Genomic DNA, 18722 nt, shown 5'->3' with positions numbered 1-18722 from the left:
GCACATTTGAAATTTGCATATCCGCACATCCGAAGTTTAATCGCAATTAAGCAGCAAATCGTAGTATTTTTTCATTAGTATGGTATCGTAGTTTACTAATGAACTATAGGCCTCAGATACCAGCTCATTCAAAATTGATGAGCCAAGCTGACCACCTCCATTGGGAATGGAGTCATAATATAATATCAATTCTTTTACGCGGATAATTTCATACAATAGCAATTGCACCAAATCTGTTTGCGCACCAGATTGTATTCCCTGCGGACTATTATTAAGAAAACCTAAAGGATCGTTGGTAGCAGGGGTCATGTTTTTTTCAAGCAGGATCGGATAAAAGGGTTTAATCAACTATCTTTCAACTTATATAAAGTTTAAACATGTGATTTTTGTTTTAATTTTTTAATAAAAATTAAAACTTTTTTAGCCTAAAATAGCAAAACCCTCATAAAGAGGGTTTTGCATATATAATAACGATCAATTATTTTGCTTCCGGACGAGGCAATAACGCCTTACGCGATAACTTAAGTTTACCTTGTTTATCAACGTCAAGCAATTTAACCCTCACTTCGTCGCCAATCTGGAAAATGCCATCCATCGTTTCAATACGGCGGTGGTCAATTTCAGATATGTGCAGCAAGCCATCTTTACCCGGCATGATCTCAACAAATGCACCAAATGGCATAATTGATTTTACTTTACCTTCGTAAATTTCACCAACTTCTGGTTTAGAGGCAATAGCGCGGATGCGTGACACAGCGGCATCAATTGATGCTTTGTTATCGGCAAATACCTGAACAATACCCTGGTTGTCTTTCTCTTCGATAGAGATAGTTGCACCTGTTTCGCGTTGCATTTCCTGGATGATTTTACCACCGGGACCAATAACCGCACCAATAAACTCTTTGTCGATTCTAAGAGTAACAATACGCGGAGCGTGTGGTTTGTAATCCTCACGTGGAGCGGTAATGGTTTTAGCCATTTCGCCAAGGATATGTAAACGGCCATCTTTAGCCTGGTTTAAAGCGTTGGTTAACACTTCGTATGAAAGGCCATTGATTTTCAAGTCCATTTGTACAGCAACAATCCCATTAACGGTACCTGTTACTTTAAAGTCCATATCACCTAAGTGATCCTCGTCGCCAAGGATATCAGATAAGATAGCATATTTAGTACCCATTTCGTTGGTGATCAAACCCATAGCGATACCAGATACCGGGTTGGTAATTTTAATACCGGCATCCATCAAAGCCAATGTACCGGCACAAACCGTAGCCATTGATGATGAACCATTTGATTCCAAAATATCAGATACTACACGGATAGTGTAAGGATTTGCATCCTCGGCAGGTAATACTTGTTTCAATGAACGCATAGCCAGGTTACCATGGCCAATTTCACGACGACCAGCACCCCTGTTTGGACGAACCTCGCCGGTTGAAAAGCCAGGGAAGTTGTAGTGTAACAGGAATTTTTGGTAACCGTTGATGAACGCGCCATCAATCATTTGCTCATCATCCTTAGCACCTAAGGTAACGGTAGTTAATGATTGAGTTTCGCCACGGGTAAATACAGCAGAACCGTGTGCAGATGGTAAATAACCAACTTCGCTCCAGATAGGGCGAATCTGGGTAGTTGTACGGCCGTCTAAACGTTTGCCTTCATCTAATACAAGGTTACGGATAGCGTCATACTCCACATCGTGGTAATATTTCTTAGCAAGACCTTTAGTGATGTCATCAATTTCGCCCAAAGTAGCGATGTAAGTATCACGTACTTCTTTGAACTTAGCACCACGTTCGTCTTTTGCAGATGCAGAAGATGCGATAGCGTAAACCTGGTCATAAGTAGCAGCGTAGATAGCCTTTTTCAAGTCCTCGTTGCTGTGCTCATGGCTGTAAACGCGTTTTTCGGTTTTACCGGTTTCAATGGTTAACTCTTTTTGAGCTAAACACTGTAATTTAATAGCAGTGTGTGCAAATTTAATAGCTTCAACCAACTCAGCTTCCTGAATCTCTTTCGATTCACCTTCCACCATGTTGATGTCATGCTCGCTACCTGCAACAATAAACTCTAAAGTAGCTTTTTCAAGCTGGCTTAAAGTTGGGTTAATTACTAACTGACCATCAATTTTAGCAACACGAACTTCAGAGATCGGGCCGTTAAAAGGGATGTTTGATACAGATAATGCAGCAGAAGCGGCTAAACCTGCCAATGCATCGGGCATGATATCTTTATCTGCCGAAATTAGAGAGATCATCACCTGCGTATCAGCATGATAATCATCAGGGAATAAAGGGCGTAAAGCGCGGTCAACCAAACGGGAGATTAAAACCTCATAGTCTGATAAACGAGCCTCGCGGCGTAAAAAACCACCCGGTATACGACCGGTGGCAGCGTATTTTTCCTGGTAATCAACAGAAAGGGGTAAAAAATCAACTCCTTCTTTTGCCTCTGGCGATGATACTACGGTAGCCAATAACATGGTATCACCCATTTTTACTACTACTGCGCCATCAGCTTGTTTGGCCAGTTTACCGGTTTCGATTTCGATGGTACGGCCATCGCCTAAATCAATAACCTTTTTAATTACGTTTAAACTCATTTTTTTTTGTTTGTGGCACGCTTTTCATCTTTCGGAGCGCGCCGGATTTTATGTGTGTAATATTTGTTTTTCTATCTAAAAAACAGATGCTTTTTATTGGCATCGAAGCTACCATAAGTTTTTATATTTTTTTTTGAAAACTTATAGTGGTTAAAGTAAAAAAGCCACCCCCTAAATCGGGATGGCTTCTTAATAAAAAGTATGAGAATTATTTAATGATATCCCTTAGCTGTAAAGCTTTGATGATAGCACGATATCTTTCAATGTCTTTTTTGTACAGGTAAGCCAACAATCCGCGGCGTTTACCTACTAATTTTTGCAGTGATAACTGGGTAGAAAAATCGTGTTTGTTTTTCTTAAGGTGACCAGTTAAGTGTGCGATGCGGTGAGTGAATAAAGCTACCTGACCTTCAGTTGAACCAGTGTCTGTAGCACCCTTACCGTGTTTTGCAAAGATCTCTGCCTTTGTCTCTTTACCTAAATACATTACTTGAATAATATTAAAGCGTTAAATACTTTTGTTAATTGTGGGTGCAAAGATAGTGTTTTAAGTGAAAATTCAAAAGTAAAAATTCAAAAGGATTTAAGTGCTGTATAAGCAATTACTGTACACTATTAAATTATGAAACAACATTACGTTCCTTACTTACATTCTTAAAAATAAGCCCCTCCTAACTATCCAATTTTTGTATATTCATCCCGATAAAATACCAATAGATGAGCCTGATAAACCTTAGTATTAAAGATGAAACCGCCGGAGGAAAAATCCTCAATGAAATCATTATCTCGCTTGAGAATGAACTGGTAACCATTAGGGATATTATTGAAGCCCGGGTTAATGCAGAGGTGGAAGCTTACAACAAAAAACAACCCCAAATTTATCACGGTTTGGTACAACCTACTGAAGCGGAGCTTACTTTAAACGGTTCTAAAATAAAATCTTTAAAAAAGATTGACGCAGAGAAGCAGGTTTATATAGCGCTGGCAGCTTTTCAGCAAAACGGCTTCTTCGTATTGATTGATAATCAACAGGCCGAATCATTGGAAGAAAATGTAATACTTACCAATAAATCAACCGTAAGCTTCATAAAACTAACCCCATTAATTGGAGGATAATCAGATGCGTATCACTACGTTTTTAAAAAATATTTTTGCCCAGGAAGCTGCCGAACAAAAACCTGAAACTACGCAAGACCCCATTATTGAGGAGGCAATAACACAAATGAGTACCATGCGTTATTGGTACAATGTTAAAGCAAATGATGTAAGCATATACCAGGATAAAATTGTACCGCTAACCGATAGCGAAAAAATCGCCTTTATACTGCGCCAGGTATCCAACCTGATAGAGTGGAACTGGGCTAACGGCAAAAAACAATATGATGAAGGCATATCTAAACGAACCCATATCAGCAAGGCCTTTATCGATCAGCTTTTTCGCTCAAAGCTTGATTTAATTGAACAGGAAGTTGAGCAGCTTACTACCGCTTTCATCAAAAATAAAGTTTATGACCACGGCCATTTAATGGACTGGCCGGTGAAAAGTCTGGTAGGTATTATCCAGAAAAAATATAAAAACAAGCCTATCCCGGCTTTGGTTGAAACAAGCCTGTCGGCTATCCGTACCCAACTTGCAACAACCAAGAGCTATACCCACGAAAAAGCATCCATTAAATTAGTAGAACAAATTGATGCAATGCTTTTTAAAGGCGATGAACAACTTGACGAACGTCCTGTACTATTTTTAGGCAAGGACGATTTTGCTGATTACGCCAATAAACTATTGGCAGAGCTACCCGCTGAGGGAAAACCGCAATGGAATAAACTAATGGAGTTGTGCCAAAAATCGGGCACTGCAACCACTCCTACTCAAAAATTTATAACTACAGGGAAAACTATTATTGACACCGTTGGCCCGGATAAATTTATCCGCTTAATCAGCGACTGGTTTACGTTTATCAGCCGAATGAAGGAAAAGGTAGTAGCGAAAGATTATTACCAGCAACTTACTTTTCTTGAAGCTGTAAACGTTGACTGCCTGAAAGGCTTTGTGTGGTTAAGCAGCATCTACTCCAGTAATGGTTTACTACAATTGATAGCAGCAGTTGCCGATCGTTGTTATCGTAAAGTGCCCGGTATAGGGCAAACTTGTACCGCGTTAGGCAACGCCTGTTTGTTTGCCTTGTTTAAAAGCCCCGGCTTAGATGGCATCAGTCATCTATCACGGTTAAAATTGCGGGTTAAACAGGCAAACACGCAAGGCATTATTGAAAAGTACCTTACCACGGCTGCTACCGAGCGCGGAGTTTCTGTGGCAGATATAGAGGACCTTGCCGTAGATGATTTTGACCTGATCAATGGCAAAATTCAGCAAGAGCTGGAAGGCTTTACAGCGCAGATCACCATTGAAAAAGTTGGCAAAGTGAACCTGGTGTGGCAAAAGGCGGACGGCACGACACAAGCTTCAGATCCGGCGGTAGTAAAAGAAAAGCAACCTGCCACGCTCAAACAGCTTAAGGCCACCTGTAAAGCTATCGAGGCCTCGTTAAGTACCCAACGCGACCGGTTTGATCAGCGGTTCCGCTCCTCCGCTAAAATATCATGGGATCATTTCAATATTAATTATTTCAACCACGGGCTTGTATCCTTCATAAGTTACAAACTAATCTGGCGTTTTGAAAAACCAGGGGATGCATTTGACGCTATTTATTGGAATGGTAGTTGGCAAAATCATTCCGGATTAAGCTTCAGTCCTGGCGATGGTTATGAAATATCGCTGTGGCACCCCGCTTTGGATACCTTGGAAAATGTAAAGCTATGGCGCGCGTTTTTCATAAAAAATGAATTACAACAACCTTTGAAACAGGCATTTAGGGAAATTTATCTATTGACCGACGCTGAAATGAATACACGCAGCTACAGCAACCGAATGGCCGGGCATATTTTAAAACAGCACCAATTCAACTCCTTAGCTAAAGGGCGTGGCTGGCGTTACAGCTTGCAAGGTGCGTTCGATGGCGGCTCGAACGGCTCTGCACAGCTAAATTTACTTGAACATAATTTAATTGCCCAATATTTTACCGCGATAGTAGATGCCGAACAAGGCGTCACCGAAAGTGGTATTTATAAATATGTGGCTACCGACCAGGTGCGGTTTAAAAACGCCGAAACCAACGCTACTATCAACCTGGTTGATGTGCCTATTGTGGTATTATCGGAAGTAATGCGGGATACCGACCTGTTTGTTGGCGTGGCCAGTGTAGGTAACGACCCAACGTGGCGTGACAACGGCGATTTGCCAGGCTATCATGGTTACTGGCAGGCTTACTCTTTTGGCGACCTTAGCGAAGTGGCAAAAAATCGGAGGGAAACGTTGGAACGACTGTTACCACGACTTAAAATTGCCAAAGTAACCGAGCTTAAAGACCGCTTCCTGATTGTTAAAGGCAAAAAACGTACTTACAAAATACATTTGGGCAGCACCAATATATTGATGGAGCCAAACGACCAGTATCTATGTATAGTTCCGGACCGTTCACCAAAAGAGGTTCAGACTAATATTTTTCTGCCCTTTGAGGGCGATAACGGACTTTCTATCATTTTGAGCAAAGCCTTTCTGTTGGCTGATGATGATAAGATAAAAGACGAAACCATAACCCGGCAAATTGACAGGTAGCGCATTATCATCTTTAATTTAGGTCCTCAATACCAACCTTTTCGTTTAATCCGGTTTTAGTGCGGCCAAATGAAAGATTGCCTTGCACATCTGTTTTTGCTTTTTGTGTTATTTTACCATTTACTATCACCGAATAAACTGCATTGGGCTTTAACTGCCTAAGCATATAATTAATCAATTTCCCTGAACGCTTTTCAGCCGTTTGCTCCCACTCCATTTGTTCGGTGGTCCATTTATTCATTCTTATTGCTAATGATGCACCAGTTGTGATCTGTAAGCCAGCTACATCGCTGCTGCCATCAAAATAGGATAATTGGTTACCTGTAGCATTAAAACCAAAATTCTTATTGCAGATAACCTTAAACCTACCATTTGATATCGCATAGTTATCATTGTTTAGGCTGATGTTTAAACGCTGTCCCCTGAAATTGTATTTCAATTCGGTACCTGCCAGCTCTGGTGTGATATGCGGGTTAAGGTAAAACCTATTGTACAATGGGTTAATTCCATAAATGGCCTGGTACAAACCAACTATTGACAGGCTATTGCCCGATAAAATATCATCGCCCCTCCCATCCTGCTTTAGCCTGCCATAGCGTTGGTAGGCAAGCCCATCTTTGCTGTATTGCTCCAGCACGTTTTTAACGTACTTAACCGCCAATGCCGGATTATAACTGGCATAAGCAGCCACGCCGATAGATCCCCAGGATAAAAAAAGGTCGCCATTTTCATATTCGGGGAAGGGATATTGATATTCCTTGCCTTCTGCCGGCTCATAAGTGGTCATGGCTAAAGGCCAGAAGAACAATTTTTCGCGCTGCATCTGGGTCTCAATGTTATCAAGTACCAGTTTTTGCCGGGTAGTATCATCACAAATTCCGTAGGCTATAGCCATAAAGTTAACGGGGGTTACCATATTGCGGCCATGAATGGTATTATCCTTATCGCGCCAGTGTACGTAGCACTTTTTTTCTTCGTCCCAAAAACCACCTTCGGTTGTTGGCTTATTAAAACTTGTTTTTAATTTAATCGCGTAGTTTTTATAATGAGCTGCTTTAGCATCGTTATGGAGCTGGCTTTCAATGGCGGCCCATTTTACCAGGGCATGATATAGCTTGGCATTTACAAAAGCGTTTTCGTACGATGCCCAGATGATGTCAATCCAATCGCTGCTTCTTTTTTGAGCGGTGAGGTCGGTCATCATTTCCACCAGGCCGTTGTTGTTGGTGTCACGGTTTAAGATCCAGTCCAACGCCTTCTCACACGATAACTGGTGAGTTTTAACCCATTTTTGATCGCCGGTCATATCGTATAGCTCGGCAACGTTAGCCACAAAATCGGGGTTCGAGTCCATGAGTATCCCCCATTGCGCTTCGTAAAAACCTTCCTTGTTAAACTTGCCGGGCATCGCATCTTCATTGGTGTAAGCCCAGCGAGGGTAAACCCTGCCATCGGGTTTTATGGCATTATCGCGATAATAATCCAGGCAGCTTTGATATCCTCTCAAATAATTAGGGTCATTAATGCCCAAACCCATCTGCCCAATATATTGCTCATGCAGGCAAATAGGTCCGTAAGGCGTTGCCCAGCTATTTCCGCCAAAGTGCAGGGAATCAATTACGCCGATACGTGCTATGGTACCCAATACGGCACTTACCTGCTGCTGGTTTACGCCCACCAGCTTGCCCCTGCCATATTTTTCATTATAATCAAAATAGCTAAAGGTAATGCTTTGCGAGCTTTTGCCGGCAGCAACGGTAAACGGCGCCCAAACATCAGCTTCCTTCCTGATAAACCTGCGCCTGTTGGTGCCGCTATCGGCTTTAGGCAGCATTTCCTGGCTGGCAACGGTCACGATATAAGCTAACTTATCATCGTTGGTACGGGTGTATTTCATGGCTACCTCTTTACCCGGTGCATTAACGGTGATGTTTAAGCCATTACCTGTTTTGCTGTTCCAAAAATTTGACGAACGGGTATGAACGCCGTAAGTGCATAGTTTTTCGTTAAACAGGTAAAACCAGGCCAGGCCGCCATAGCCCTGGTAAGCGCCTTCCCAGGTTTTGATATCATCAAAGTTAATTACCGGCATAGCGGCCTCATCAACTTTCACAGCTTTTGAAAAGCTGCGTTCTATATCCCATTTTATGGTACCGTTTTTTTGAGTAAAAATCCAATTTTCGCTAATAGTAAAAGTTTTATCGCCGTAAGCGATATTTTTAAGCATAATCCCTGTAACAGTTTTTAACATTACGGGGCTTGTTTTCAAATGCAATGAAGAATAGGTAACTCCTCCTACCTTTACAGATGTATAAATGCCATCGGTGTTACTTACCACTTTTTGGCCGTTTATGGTCATTATTGTAATGCTAACACCATCGCCGTAATTGAGCACCATATTGATTTTGGGTGTATTAAAAGCAATGGTTTTGCTATTTGGGGTTGATCCTTTTGCCGCCCCAGCGAAAGGTATTATAACGGCAAGCAGGCAAACTGCGATAATGATATATCTTTTTATAAGCATGAATTGGTTTATTTCAATTAATAATGGCAGCTACAGTTACAACAAATGAGTCCACTACCACAAAACAATGATAATTAATCCATTTAGCAACCAACAATATTACCTGGTTACAAACAACTAAAAGCATCCTTAATAGTTTCTACGCAAATAACAGGTTTAGCGCTTTGCGTATCAATATAACAACATTCTAATCGCCTTATAATCTGATTCTAACCCACTTCTAATATGGCTGTTTTAACTTTGGTACAAACCTAAAACAAACCATTATGAAACTGTCATTAACTGTCTTTTGCGTGTTTTTAACTACCGGTTGCTTTGCGCAGCTCAACGCCGATGGTTTTAGCAACAATATGTTTATTGTATCATTAGGCGTTGATAAGCCTTTTATAAACAACAAAGCGTTCAATAACTGGTCGCAATTAAATTATAACAACCATCAAAACTGTACTGTGGGCGGCACTTTTAATTTAGATGCCATTACCAGGCACTATAATTTTGGAATGAGTGCGGCTATTGGCAACCCGTATGCATTGGCCGGCATATACGCCGGGCGCCGATTAACCGCTCCCCAAAGTGCCATCTCTTCATTTTTAAATTTACAATTGGGTTTATTTGCCTTTCATGGCGCTAATGGCGACGGCCCGCTTAATTACACCCCAACGGCAGATGAGGCCGGCAAAAAGCTTTACCTTGAATATTCGGCGCTATATATTGGCTTATCCAGCAGAAATTATGTTAACAAGTTTCATTTCAGCACGGGGAAGGGCAAAAACAAAATTTCATTTAACTCAGGCTTTTTTTGTAGCATAAATGTAGAACCCTGGGAAAGCGACTGGCGTTATGGCTATAATAAGGCTTCGGGCAGGTATAGCCATTTCATCAGCAACAGGGTGTACGGCATACCAAAACCCAATCAGCTTTTTTTTGAGACTGGGATTTTTATGGGTTTGGGAAATTAGGCAAATGTCCCTAACCCATCCACCAATCACTATATTTGCCTTATGGACAAGCCTACTTACTCCACTTTTGAAAGCGAATTTCGTGTTCGTCCCGATGATATCGATATGTTTCAGCACGTGCATAACAGCAAGTATTTTGATTATGTACTTGCAGCACGTTATGACCAGATGGAACGCTGCTATGGCATGGCCATGGAAAAGTTTATGGAACGCGGCTTTGGTTGGGTGGTGCGTGTGGCCCATGTTGATTACAAGCGCGCCCTCACCATGGGCGACTATTTTATTGTAAAAACCGGCATCGAAACCATCGACGATAAAGGCTGCCGCGTAAAATTCACCTTAACCAACAAAGCCACCGGCAAAGTTTGCTGCGACGGGTATTTTGATTATGTGATGATTGATATGGCCACCGGCCGGGGCGCTAAAGTGCCAGGCGATGTGGTGGCGCATTATTCTATTTAGTCATTAGTCATTAGTCATTAGTCATTAGTAGAAATTGCGTTAAGGGAACGTTTGTTTTTTTTCTGAACCGGAATTTTCAGAATTTAAGAATTAACGAAATTTTAAATTCATTATATTTCCCCAATCTTCTGTCTTGATACTTGATACTAACTACTTGATACTTCTCCGTAGTAATTAAAATATCAAAAACGCTACCCCCAAATTCAGCGGAATTAACACCCAAAGCAGGTGAAACATAATTACCCAAAACAGTACCATAAAAAGGGCAAGGATATATTGAATATATTTATCCATATTAAGGTCGAACCTGTATAACAAGCTGTGGAATAACATGACGGTACTTAGGCCGGTAAGTAGCAAACCTATAGCCATTACCGGGCTAAACCGGCTAAATAGCCAAACCGCTTCTGGCAGCAGCAACAGGGAATAAACACCTATAAAATTGCCAAATAGTTTACCCCTGCTGTAAGGCAGGTTACGCGAAAAGCTTAGCCGTGTTTCTTCAAACCGGCGTTGTTCAAATACTACTACCACGTGGGCGGTAATAACCGCAAGAATGGCTATGCCTGCAACCCTGATGTCGGTTTTAACATCGGCAAAAAGGTAAAATACACCAGTTATAATAAGCCAGGATAGTCCTTTGGTTATAAAATATTGAACTTTCAGATTATCGAACACATTATAAATGTACAAGCTAAAATAGGGCTTGCGCCATTTACTGCTTAGCTTTAGCAATAATGATTGTTTACTACCATCAACCAAACGGTTTAAAATACTGGTGTATAATAAAGCGCTACCGTACACAGTGATAATTAAGAAAGCAGCGATAATACCCGGCAACAGGTAGTAATGATGCTTAATACCTACCCCAATAGCTAACAACGCGTATATCAAAATGGGGCTAATGATAGCAATATGTGTGTAACACCAGCTTATGATTTGTTTTTTACCCTCAAACGCATTTGCGCTGTAAAACAGGAATTGCTTTTCGGGCTTTTGCAGTTGCGTGGCTATGTAATGCCAGCTTTTTATAATATAAATAAGCCATCCCGCGCATACCAGCATCAGCATAACCGGACTGCTGCACATGGCGATCATTAATGATTCATGGTAGCTGATGAGCATATTGCCTGGCACACAGCCTACCATCACAAAAAACACAAAAAACAATATGGGTATATGTACCTGGTAAAAACCGGCGGCAAATACCTTAATGAGCACATTGGTTAATGCCCTGTGCATCAGGATATAAATTTGAGGGTTTGGTTTTCTACCAGTAACTCATGAGCGGTAGGTAATTCATCGTGCTCAAGGCTTTGATGCGATGATAGCAGGAAAGTGGTAGCATGGGTATTATATCTTTCGGCAATCCAGCTATTGAGTACTTTTAACGATGCGGTATCAATGGTAATCAGCGGTTCATCCAATAAGATCAGCTTTGGGTTACCCATAAAAGCTAACACTAACGACAGCTTTTTAAGCATCCCGCTGGAGTAGGTGCCCACCGGCTGCCCTACATAGCTTTGCATTTGCATGCTTTCTAAATAATGCTGCTCCTGCCCTGCCGGCGCGTCTTTAGCTTGTGCAAATAAAGCTATCAGTTCCTTGCCTGTTAAAAATTCAGGAAACAAAGGTTCGGCCTCGGCAAAGTTCACCAGTTTGCGGTAAGCCACGGGTTGTTTTTTTATGCTGATGTTGTTATCCAGTAAAATGTCGCCCTCAAAAGCTAAAATCCCGGCTATGGATTTTAACAGCGTACTTTTGCCAGATCCGTTTACCCCCCTTATCCAATAAATACCGGTACCGATGTTGAGGTCATCAACCTGCATAGCCGGGAAACCACCGTACAACTTTTTATATTTTATGAATTGCAGCATTGGTAATTGGATGATGTTCAATAAACCTTGTTACACGCTCAAACAAAAAAGACGCATATAATGCGTCTCTACAAAAATTTCAAATTCCTCAAAAAAATCCGATATCGAAAATCCGACATCCGAAATCCTTATATCGCTCCCTCTATCAACTTCCCATAAAACTCGCCAACATTCATACCCGCTGCCCTTACCTGCTGCGGGATTAAGCTATTGGCCGATTGACCTGGCGTGGTATTAATTTCGATAAAATAAAAATCGCCGGTGCCTTCCAATAAAATAAAGTCAACCCGTACCATGCCTTTACAATTGAGGCGAATGTACACCTCCGTTACAATTTCTGATATCAGGGCTACCTTTTCGGCGGGCAAATCGGCAGGCGTTACTTCTTTAGTTACACCGGGGGTATATTTAGCCTCGTAATCAAAAAAGTCTTTACTGCTGATGATCTCTGTGGCAGGCAATACGGTTATTTTACCATCTAAACGGGCAATACCGATGCTAAACTCGCGACCTTTAATAAATTCCTCAACCAAAATCTGCTCATCTTCATGGAAAGCTTTTTTCAAAGCATCGGGCAGGCCTGCTACGTTGTAAACCTTGCTCATGCCCACGCTGCTACCACCATTGTTGGGTTTAATAAATAGCGGAAATTTAAGCGTAGCAGCTATAATAGCCACATCGTGCATATCCTTTTCAAATAAACGCAGGGAATGGGCAGTATGTAAGCCGTGAATACCATTTACAATGGTTTTGGTGTACGCCTTGTTCATGGTAAGGGCCGATGTTGTTGCATCGCAGGTGTTATACGGAATGCCCAGCATATCAAGGTAGCCTTGCAATTTGCCGTCTTCGCCAGGCGTACCGTGTACAGTTATAAAGGCGAAATCAAATTTTACTTTGTCGCCATTAACTGTAATGCTGAAGTCGTTTTTATCTACATCAACAGTAACGCCGTCAGTTTCATAAAACCACCTATCACGGGTAATTAATATGGTATATACCTTGTAGTTATCGGCATTAAGACTGGTAGCTATATTTTTAGCACTGTTTATTGATACATCATATTCACCGGTAAAACCACCGGCTAAAAGGGCTATGTTTTTCATATTTTTAGTTGAAAAAAGTCTAGAAGTCCGAAAAGTCGGAAAGTCCGAAAGATAGCTTCAAATCTAATGATTAAATTATTCCGTCGTTCATTTACGGAAGTTTAATTATGGAAAAATCCGAAAGAGTTTTGAGTAGCGAAGCAATCGATACGAGGCAAAAAGGGAACTCCAATACCGATTAATTTCCGGCACGTGTGCGATCCCCCAATTTCATCCCCGCGCTTTACTGACTTTCGGACTATCCTGACTATCCGACTTTACTGACTTCCGGACTTTTCCGACTTTCCGTCTATCCAAATCCGAAATTATCACTATGTTTGATACTTATTTTACTGTAAATATTTTTACATATACCAATGAGCAAATTTGGGGCTTACTTAAAAACAAAATCATTCAGATATAACCTTATAGGCGCTATAGCCACCGTAATAGTTGTTGTTTTAATAGCCTTTTACAGCCTGGGATCATACACCCATCATGGTGATGGTATCCCGGTACCGAAGCTGAAAGGCGAAAAAATTGATCATGCCATGGCTTTGTTAAAAGAGCAGGGTTTTGGCTATAAAATAGATTCGGTTTATGTACAAGATGTTGAACCGGGCACCATTGTGGAGCAAGATCCTGACGCTGGTACCAATGTTAAAGAAGGCAGGGTGATATACCTTACTATGGTTACCCTTCAGGCTCCAAACGTAGCTTTGCCAGATTTGGACCAAAGCACTTACCGCGAAGCTTTTGCAACGCTTTCAAACTATGGCCTTAAAGTTGGTGATACTACTTACCGAAGTGACATCGCCCGCGACCGTATACTGGAGATACGCTACGGTGGCGTTGTGATTAAAACGGGTTATAAATTACCTAAGGGTTCAAAAGTTGATCTTGTGTTAGGCGATGGTGAAGGAGCCAGCGAGGTGGCTATACCGGAATTACTTAATCTTGATTTGGATGCAGCCCGCTTTGCTATTAAAGGTGCCGGCTTATCTATTGGAACTATTACTTACCAGGGCAGCATTACCGATTCGACCAACGTAGTGGTTACAGCGCAATACCCAATGCATACAGATTCGACCAGTAAAACCAGCATCGGCACACGTATTAACTTAACAGTTTCGCAGGGAGCAAAAACAAATGCAGCGCCAACAAATTAACGCGACACAGCTGCTTGAAAGAATTAACAGCGGCGAGGCTTTAAATATGATTGACGTTCGCGGTGCTATAGAGTATCATACCTATAATATTGGCGGTGTAAATATCCCATTAGACAAATTGACCGAAAGCATTGACGACTGGGATTATAACAAAACAGATGAACTGATCGTTATTTGCAAAGTTGGCCTGCGGAGCGCGACAGCGCAAACACTATTGCTGCAAAACGGTTATCAAAACGTAAAAAACTTAGCCGGCGGATTGATGGCTATTCAAAAACTAAAATAATTACCTCTCATACCATTTTATCATGACTGAAAAGAAGTCACAATCAGGCGTATTTAAAAAATTCATTATAGCCCTTGTTATAGTGGGCTTGATATTACTTGCCTTTACAGGTTTTAATTATTACCACAAATATTTTGGTCCAAACGTAACGGCCAAGCAGGAATACCTTTATATACATACCGGCGCCACTTATGCCGATGTGATAAAAACCATCCAGGAACAGGATATGGTAAATGATACCGTAACCTTTAACTGGGCTGCAACCAACATGAATTACCCCCACAGGGTAAAACCGGGGCGCTATCATCTTAAAGAAGGTATGAGCAACCGTGCCTTAATCAACATGCTGGCATCGGGCACGCAGCAACCTGTATCATTGCAGTTTCACGATTTGAGGCAAAAAGAACAATTCGCGGGTTTTGTAGCTAAAAAAATCGAACCCGATTCTGCTTCCATTATCAACCTGTTAGATTCGGCAAGTTTTGTTGCTAAATATGGTTTTACTACCGATAACGTGTACACCATGTTTATGCCAAACTCGTACCAGTTATACTGGAATACATCGCCCGAAAAATTCTTTAAAAAGATGTATGCCAGCTATGAAAAATTCTGGACGCCGGAACGTAAACAAAAAGCCGCCGCGCTTAACCTTACCCCACAGGAAGTATCTGTTTTAGCATCAATAGTTGATGCCGAGGCGCTGCACGATGCCGAAATGCCCGCTGTAGCCGGCTTGTATCTTAACCGCCTTAAAAAAGGCATGAAACTGGAGGCCGACCCTACCGTAATTTTCGCGCTGAATGATTTTACCATTAAAAGGGTATTAAACAAATACCTGTCATACAATTCGCCTTACAACACTTACCTGCATACAGGTTTGCCTCCGGGCCCTATCATGATGCCATCTGTAAACGCGGTTAACGCGGTATTGGATTACCAACATAACGATTACCTGTACATGTGCGCCAAAGCCGATTTTAGCGGTAACCACGCTTTTGCCAGCAACATGGCCGATCACCTGGTAAATGCCCATAAATATCAGCAGGCACTTAACGAGCGTAACATCAAAAGGTAATGTTTGAAAATACCACCAAAATTAGGGTGCGGTATGGCGAAACCGACCAGATGGGCTATATGTACTACGGCAACTATGCCGAATTTTATGAAGTTGGCCGGGTAGAAATGCTGCGCAGCCTGGGTTTAACCTACGCCGGCATGGAGCAATCGGGTATTATGATGCCCGTATTGGAGCTGAAATGTAAATACCTTAAGCCGGCTTTATACGATGAGGAGATCAGCGTTAAAGTTATCATGGATAAAATGCCGGGCATACGCATTCATTTCAGGTATGAGCTGAGCAACCCCAAAGGCGAGCTTATTAATACCGGCGAAACATTGCTGGTTTTTATTAACATGAAAACCAGCCGCCCCTGCCTGCCGCCGCAGGATTTTATAGATAAATTATTACCTTTTTTTGAGTAAGTTTGGGTAGATGAGATGGCTACACCGCTTTTTACTGCGCTTTACATTTTACCAATACATTGTTGAGTGGACCAAGTACATCATTATCCCGGGTTTTAGGCCGCTGCCTTTATATACGGTAATTGTATTCTTCATATCGGAGATCTCTAAAAGTTCGCTCATTAACAGGGCATATTCGTTGGCCTATAGCTTTATGATGGCCATTTTCCCGGCCACCATATTTTTGTGTACGCTTATCCCCTATGTACCTATTAAACACTTCCAGGGGTCGCTATTAAACATCCTGGCCTCCATAATGCCTACCAACGCTTATCTGGCGCTCAGGAGTACCATTATTGACATTATTAAAAATCAAAACGGTAAATTATTATCCTTTGGCTTTTTGCTTACCATATACTTTGCCACTAATGGGGTTATAAACCTTATGAAGGCCTTTAATAAATCGTCGCTGATTGTTGATCGCCGCAGCTGGATAAAGAGGCGTATGGTAGCCGTAAGCATCACCGTGGCACTATGCCTGGTTTTCTTGTTATCGGTATCCATATTTGTAACCGGGCAAGCTATAATAAGCTTTATACAGGCGCACGTAATCAGTACAAGCCATTTCTGGATTTATCCCATTATGCTTTTCCGCTGGGTGATGATTATTGTGATATTTTTTGTCACCATCTCCTGCCTGTACCGGTACGCCCCCGCCCATAAAAAAAAGTGGAAGTTTGTAAATCCTGGTTCTGTATTGGCAACAGGATTAGCATTGCTATTATCACTGGGATTCTCTTACTATATCAACAACTTTTCATCGTATAATAAAGTTTACGGCTCATTAGGAACGGTGATTGTGGCGATGCTTTGGATGTACCTAAACTCGTTAATTTTACTCATCGGGTTTGAATTAAACGCGTCCGTCGAGCTTTCAAAACGGAGTTTAAGAGTTGTAAAACCGCGTCACAACAGCTTCAGACAGAAAAAAACGGAGCAAATTAAAAACTAAAAGTCTGTTTATCAGTTAATTAAAACTCAATGTTAAGAAAATGAAAAAAAATCATTTCCATACTTGTCAATTCGGCCGGGATTTGTACTTTTGTCCCCGGAGAGCTGGCAGAGTGGTCGATTGCGGCAGTCTTGAAAACTGTTGAACTGTGAAAGGTTCCTGGGGTTCGAATCCCTAGCTCTCCGCAAGAAAAAAAAGCAATCCCGCAAATAGCGGGATTTTTGCTTTTATAGCCATTTTTCTATTTTATTTCCCGGAGCGAGAGACAACATGGGCCATAAAAAAAGGCTAAAATCATAAGATGTTTAGCCTTTATTATACTCTAAATAAATCGCATTTAATTCTTTACAATTTTATAAACACTTCCATTTTTACTGCCCGGGCCGGTATCCTGGTTGGTTAACATGTATAATTCGCCGATAGCGTCTTCGCCAAAACCGGTTATTTTCAGGCTTGGCGGGATATTTTGTAATACAACTTTTCCCCTCACCCACTGTGCGCCTGTTTTTTGCAAATAAAACACAGGGCCTGCCCAATCGGCAAAAAAGTATTTGTTTTTTAAGCTTGCTATTTGCGCGCCGTGGTAAACGTACCCGCCTATCACACTCACGCCTTCCTTGTGGCTGTATTCGGTTATGGGCATGGTGATACCTTTGGTATCAGAACCGCTTGCCGGGTTGTAGGGATGGGTACCTTCAAACAAACGCCAGCCGTAGTTGGCTCCTTTGGTTACTATGTCCACTTCTTCCCATAAATCCTGGCCAACATCGCCGGCAAATAGTTTGCCCGTTGCGCTATCAAAAGTAAAACGGTATGGGTTGCGGAAACCGTAAGCCCATATTTCGCCTTTGGCATCGGCACGGCCAACAAATGGGTTGGTTTTGGGTACAAGGTAGCCTTTAGGCGTATTGATATCTATGCGCAGTATTTTACCTAATAAAATATCCATCTTTTGTCCGTTACCTATTTCGCCATGCTTATCGCCCTGGCCACCACCATCGCCAAAAGAAACGTATAAATAACCATCCGGACCAAATTGTAAACAGCCGCCGTCATGATTACCGTCCGGTTTTTCCTGGGTTAATATAATGCGGCCGCTATTAGGATCAATCGGGGCCGAATTTACTGGTAATTTATACTCGGCCACTACATCCATATGGTCGGATTTGTTGGCCGATGGCGCGCTGTAAAAAACGTAAAACTTCCTGTTGGTTTTAAATTTGGGGTGCAAAGCTATGCCCAGTAAACCACGCTCTTCATAGCCATTATTCACCTTTATCATTTTGCTTTTTAAATCAAGCAAAGGGCCATCAAGCAATTTCCCGTTCCTTACAATGCGAATCTGTCCTTTTTGCTCCAATACCCAGGTATCGCCATTTCCAGGGAATATGATTGCGGTCGGCGCTTCCAGTTTATCGGTAATCAATTGAACTTTTACTGTTATGGGAGCCGGATCGGCGTTAGCCTTGGCTTGCTTTAGTTTAGGAAAGCTATAGGATGAACATACAAACATGGTAACACCCAAAGCCGCCAAAACCAACGCGCCTTTGCCCATTGGCAAATAAGCCTGATGTATTTTATTAGTGACTACTTTTTTCATATTGCTTTA

17 protein-coding genes and 1 tRNA gene are annotated in these 18722 nt (G+C 41.7%); 10 read left to right on the top strand and 8 right to left on the bottom strand.

Translation table 11 applies throughout. The features are described 5' to 3' along the window. Nucleotides 1-36: 36 nt before the first annotated feature. The 3 genes from QWZ17_RS19555 to rpsO form a co-directional block, all read right to left on the bottom strand. The gene (locus QWZ17_RS19555; RefSeq protein ID WP_290306987.1) at nt 37-309 is read right to left on the bottom strand and encodes a hypothetical protein; all 273 of its coding nucleotides are present in this window, start codon (nt 307-309) and stop codon (nt 37-39) included. Nucleotides 310-478: 169 nt separating this feature from the next. Continuing rightward, a complete protein-coding gene (gene pnp / locus QWZ17_RS19550; RefSeq protein WP_290306986.1) occupies nt 479-2602 on the bottom strand; it encodes a polyribonucleotide nucleotidyltransferase in 2124 nt (707 codons plus the stop codon). Between the two features lie 208 nt (nt 2603-2810). Further along, complete coding sequence (gene rpsO / locus QWZ17_RS19545; RefSeq protein ID WP_090647072.1) at nt 2811-3089, bottom strand: 30S ribosomal protein S15; 279 nt, start codon at nt 3087-3089, stop codon at nt 2811-2813. A 230-nt stretch (nt 3090-3319) separates the two neighbouring features. Between rpsO and QWZ17_RS19540 the strand changes: the two genes are divergently transcribed. Together QWZ17_RS19540 and QWZ17_RS19535 are read left to right on the top strand one after the other, a co-directional pair. After that, nucleotides 3320-3718 carry a hypothetical protein gene (locus tag QWZ17_RS19540; protein ID WP_290306985.1) on the top strand — a complete coding sequence of 133 codons (399 nt, stop codon included), beginning with the start codon at nt 3320-3322 and terminating at the stop codon, nt 3716-3718. Between the two features lie 4 nt (nt 3719-3722). Further along, nucleotides 3723-6278 (top strand): DUF4132 domain-containing protein, encoded by a 2556-nt coding sequence (locus QWZ17_RS19535; protein WP_290306984.1) that lies wholly within the window; start codon nt 3723-3725, stop codon nt 6276-6278. A gap of 13 nt (nt 6279-6291) precedes the next feature. Here QWZ17_RS19535 and QWZ17_RS19530 read toward each other — a convergent pair whose 3' ends face one another. Then, nucleotides 6292-8802, bottom strand: a complete 2511-nt coding sequence (locus QWZ17_RS19530; protein WP_290306983.1) for a glucosidase family protein — start codon at nt 8800-8802, stop codon at nt 6292-6294. Between the two features lie 266 nt (nt 8803-9068). Between QWZ17_RS19530 and QWZ17_RS19525 the strand changes: the two genes are divergently transcribed. Further along, nucleotides 9069-9761: a hypothetical protein gene (locus QWZ17_RS19525; RefSeq protein WP_290306982.1), complete on the top strand. Its 693-nt coding sequence runs from the start codon at nt 9069-9071 to the stop codon at nt 9759-9761. A gap of 42 nt (nt 9762-9803) precedes the next feature. After that, complete coding sequence (locus tag QWZ17_RS19520) at nt 9804-10223, top strand: acyl-CoA thioesterase (RefSeq protein ID WP_290306981.1); 420 nt, start codon at nt 9804-9806, stop codon at nt 10221-10223. Between the two features lie 174 nt (nt 10224-10397). On the opposite strand, the gene QWZ17_RS19515 is transcribed toward QWZ17_RS19520, so the two are convergent. From QWZ17_RS19515 to QWZ17_RS19505, 3 genes are all read right to left on the bottom strand, one after another. After that, nucleotides 10398-11465, bottom strand: coding sequence for a hypothetical protein (locus tag QWZ17_RS19515; protein WP_290306980.1), 1068 nt, complete (start codon nt 11463-11465; stop codon nt 10398-10400). Beyond that, nucleotides 11465-12100 carry an ABC transporter ATP-binding protein gene (locus tag QWZ17_RS19510; protein ID WP_290306979.1) on the bottom strand — a complete coding sequence of 212 codons (636 nt, stop codon included), beginning with the start codon at nt 12098-12100 and terminating at the stop codon, nt 11465-11467. Before QWZ17_RS19510 ends, QWZ17_RS19515 begins: the two co-directional genes overlap by 1 nt. 128 nt (nt 12101-12228) lie before the next feature. Then, nucleotides 12229-13206 (bottom strand): D-alanine--D-alanine ligase, encoded by a 978-nt coding sequence (locus tag QWZ17_RS19505; protein WP_290306978.1) that lies wholly within the window; start codon nt 13204-13206, stop codon nt 12229-12231. Between the two features lie 356 nt (nt 13207-13562). Here QWZ17_RS19505 and QWZ17_RS19500 point away from each other — a divergent pair, with 356 nt between their 5' ends. From QWZ17_RS19500 to QWZ17_RS19475, 6 genes are all read left to right on the top strand, one after another. Further along, nucleotides 13563-14354: a PASTA domain-containing protein gene (locus QWZ17_RS19500; protein ID WP_290306977.1), complete on the top strand. Its 792-nt coding sequence runs from the start codon at nt 13563-13565 to the stop codon at nt 14352-14354. Then, nucleotides 14335-14640, top strand: a complete 306-nt coding sequence (locus QWZ17_RS19495) for a rhodanese-like domain-containing protein (RefSeq protein WP_290306976.1) — start codon at nt 14335-14337, stop codon at nt 14638-14640. Before QWZ17_RS19500 ends, QWZ17_RS19495 begins: the two co-directional genes overlap by 20 nt. Nucleotides 14641-14662: 22 nt before the next feature. Beyond that, nucleotides 14663-15715: an endolytic transglycosylase MltG gene (gene mltG / locus QWZ17_RS19490; protein ID WP_290306975.1), complete on the top strand. Its 1053-nt coding sequence runs from the start codon at nt 14663-14665 to the stop codon at nt 15713-15715. Continuing rightward, entirely contained in the window at nt 15715-16122 is a 408-nt protein-coding gene (locus QWZ17_RS19485) for an acyl-CoA thioesterase (RefSeq protein ID WP_290306974.1), read from the top strand. The genes mltG and QWZ17_RS19485 overlap by 1 nt, the downstream gene beginning before the upstream one ends. 10 nt (nt 16123-16132) lie before the next feature. Beyond that, nucleotides 16133-17113 carry a YihY/virulence factor BrkB family protein gene (locus tag QWZ17_RS19480; RefSeq protein ID WP_290306973.1) on the top strand — a complete coding sequence of 327 codons (981 nt, stop codon included), beginning with the start codon at nt 16133-16135 and terminating at the stop codon, nt 17111-17113. A gap of 98 nt (nt 17114-17211) precedes the next feature. Continuing rightward, nucleotides 17212-17298, top strand: a tRNA-Ser gene (locus QWZ17_RS19475). A gap of 152 nt (nt 17299-17450) precedes the next feature. Here QWZ17_RS19475 and QWZ17_RS19470 read toward each other — a convergent pair. Then, nucleotides 17451-18713, bottom strand: a complete 1263-nt coding sequence (locus QWZ17_RS19470) for a PQQ-dependent sugar dehydrogenase (protein WP_290306972.1) — start codon at nt 18711-18713, stop codon at nt 17451-17453. Between the last annotated feature and the right edge of the window lie 9 nt (nt 18714-18722).

This window comes from Mucilaginibacter flavus (genome assembly GCF_030409315.1).
GTDB classification, from domain to species: Bacteria; Bacteroidota; Bacteroidia; order Sphingobacteriales; family Sphingobacteriaceae; genus Mucilaginibacter; species Mucilaginibacter flavus.
Note: the sequence above shows the minus strand (reverse complement) of the source record. Positions and strands in the feature narration are given on the sequence as shown.

Excerpts from the sequence above, each read along its gene's own strand:
- QWZ17_RS19470 (WP_290306972.1), bottom strand. The coding sequence starts at position 18,713 with ATGAAAAAAGTAGTCACTAATAAAATACATCAGGCTTATTTGCCAATG.
- QWZ17_RS19495 (WP_290306976.1), top strand. The coding sequence starts at position 14,335 with ATGCAGCGCCAACAAATTAACGCGACACAGCTGCTTGAAAGAATTAAC.
- pnp (WP_290306986.1), bottom strand. The coding sequence starts at position 2,602 with ATGAGTTTAAACGTAATTAAAAAGGTTATTGATTTAGGCGATGGCCGT.
- QWZ17_RS19505 (WP_290306978.1), bottom strand. The coding sequence starts at position 13,206 with ATGAAAAACATAGCCCTTTTAGCCGGTGGTTTTACCGGTGAATATGAT.
- QWZ17_RS19510 (WP_290306979.1), bottom strand. The coding sequence starts at position 12,100 with ATGCTGCAATTCATAAAATATAAAAAGTTGTACGGTGGTTTCCCGGCT.
- QWZ17_RS19525 (WP_290306982.1), top strand. The coding sequence starts at position 9,069 with ATGAAACTGTCATTAACTGTCTTTTGCGTGTTTTTAACTACCGGTTGC.
- QWZ17_RS19555 (WP_290306987.1), bottom strand. The coding sequence starts at position 309 with ATGACCCCTGCTACCAACGATCCTTTAGGTTTTCTTAATAATAGTCCG.
- mltG (WP_290306975.1), top strand. The coding sequence starts at position 14,663 with ATGACTGAAAAGAAGTCACAATCAGGCGTATTTAAAAAATTCATTATA.
- QWZ17_RS19540 (WP_290306985.1), top strand. The coding sequence starts at position 3,320 with ATGAGCCTGATAAACCTTAGTATTAAAGATGAAACCGCCGGAGGAAAA.
- QWZ17_RS19530 (WP_290306983.1), bottom strand. The coding sequence starts at position 8,802 with ATGCTTATAAAAAGATATATCATTATCGCAGTTTGCCTGCTTGCCGTT.
- QWZ17_RS19500 (WP_290306977.1), top strand. The coding sequence starts at position 13,563 with ATGAGCAAATTTGGGGCTTACTTAAAAACAAAATCATTCAGATATAAC.
- QWZ17_RS19485 (WP_290306974.1), top strand. The coding sequence starts at position 15,715 with ATGTTTGAAAATACCACCAAAATTAGGGTGCGGTATGGCGAAACCGAC.
- QWZ17_RS19515 (WP_290306980.1), bottom strand. The coding sequence starts at position 11,465 with ATGCACAGGGCATTAACCAATGTGCTCATTAAGGTATTTGCCGCCGGT.
- rpsO (WP_090647072.1), bottom strand. The coding sequence starts at position 3,089 with ATGTATTTAGGTAAAGAGACAAAGGCAGAGATCTTTGCAAAACACGGT.
- QWZ17_RS19535 (WP_290306984.1), top strand. The coding sequence starts at position 3,723 with ATGCGTATCACTACGTTTTTAAAAAATATTTTTGCCCAGGAAGCTGCC.
- QWZ17_RS19480 (WP_290306973.1), top strand. The coding sequence starts at position 16,133 with ATGAGATGGCTACACCGCTTTTTACTGCGCTTTACATTTTACCAATAC.
- QWZ17_RS19520 (WP_290306981.1), top strand. The coding sequence starts at position 9,804 with ATGGACAAGCCTACTTACTCCACTTTTGAAAGCGAATTTCGTGTTCGT.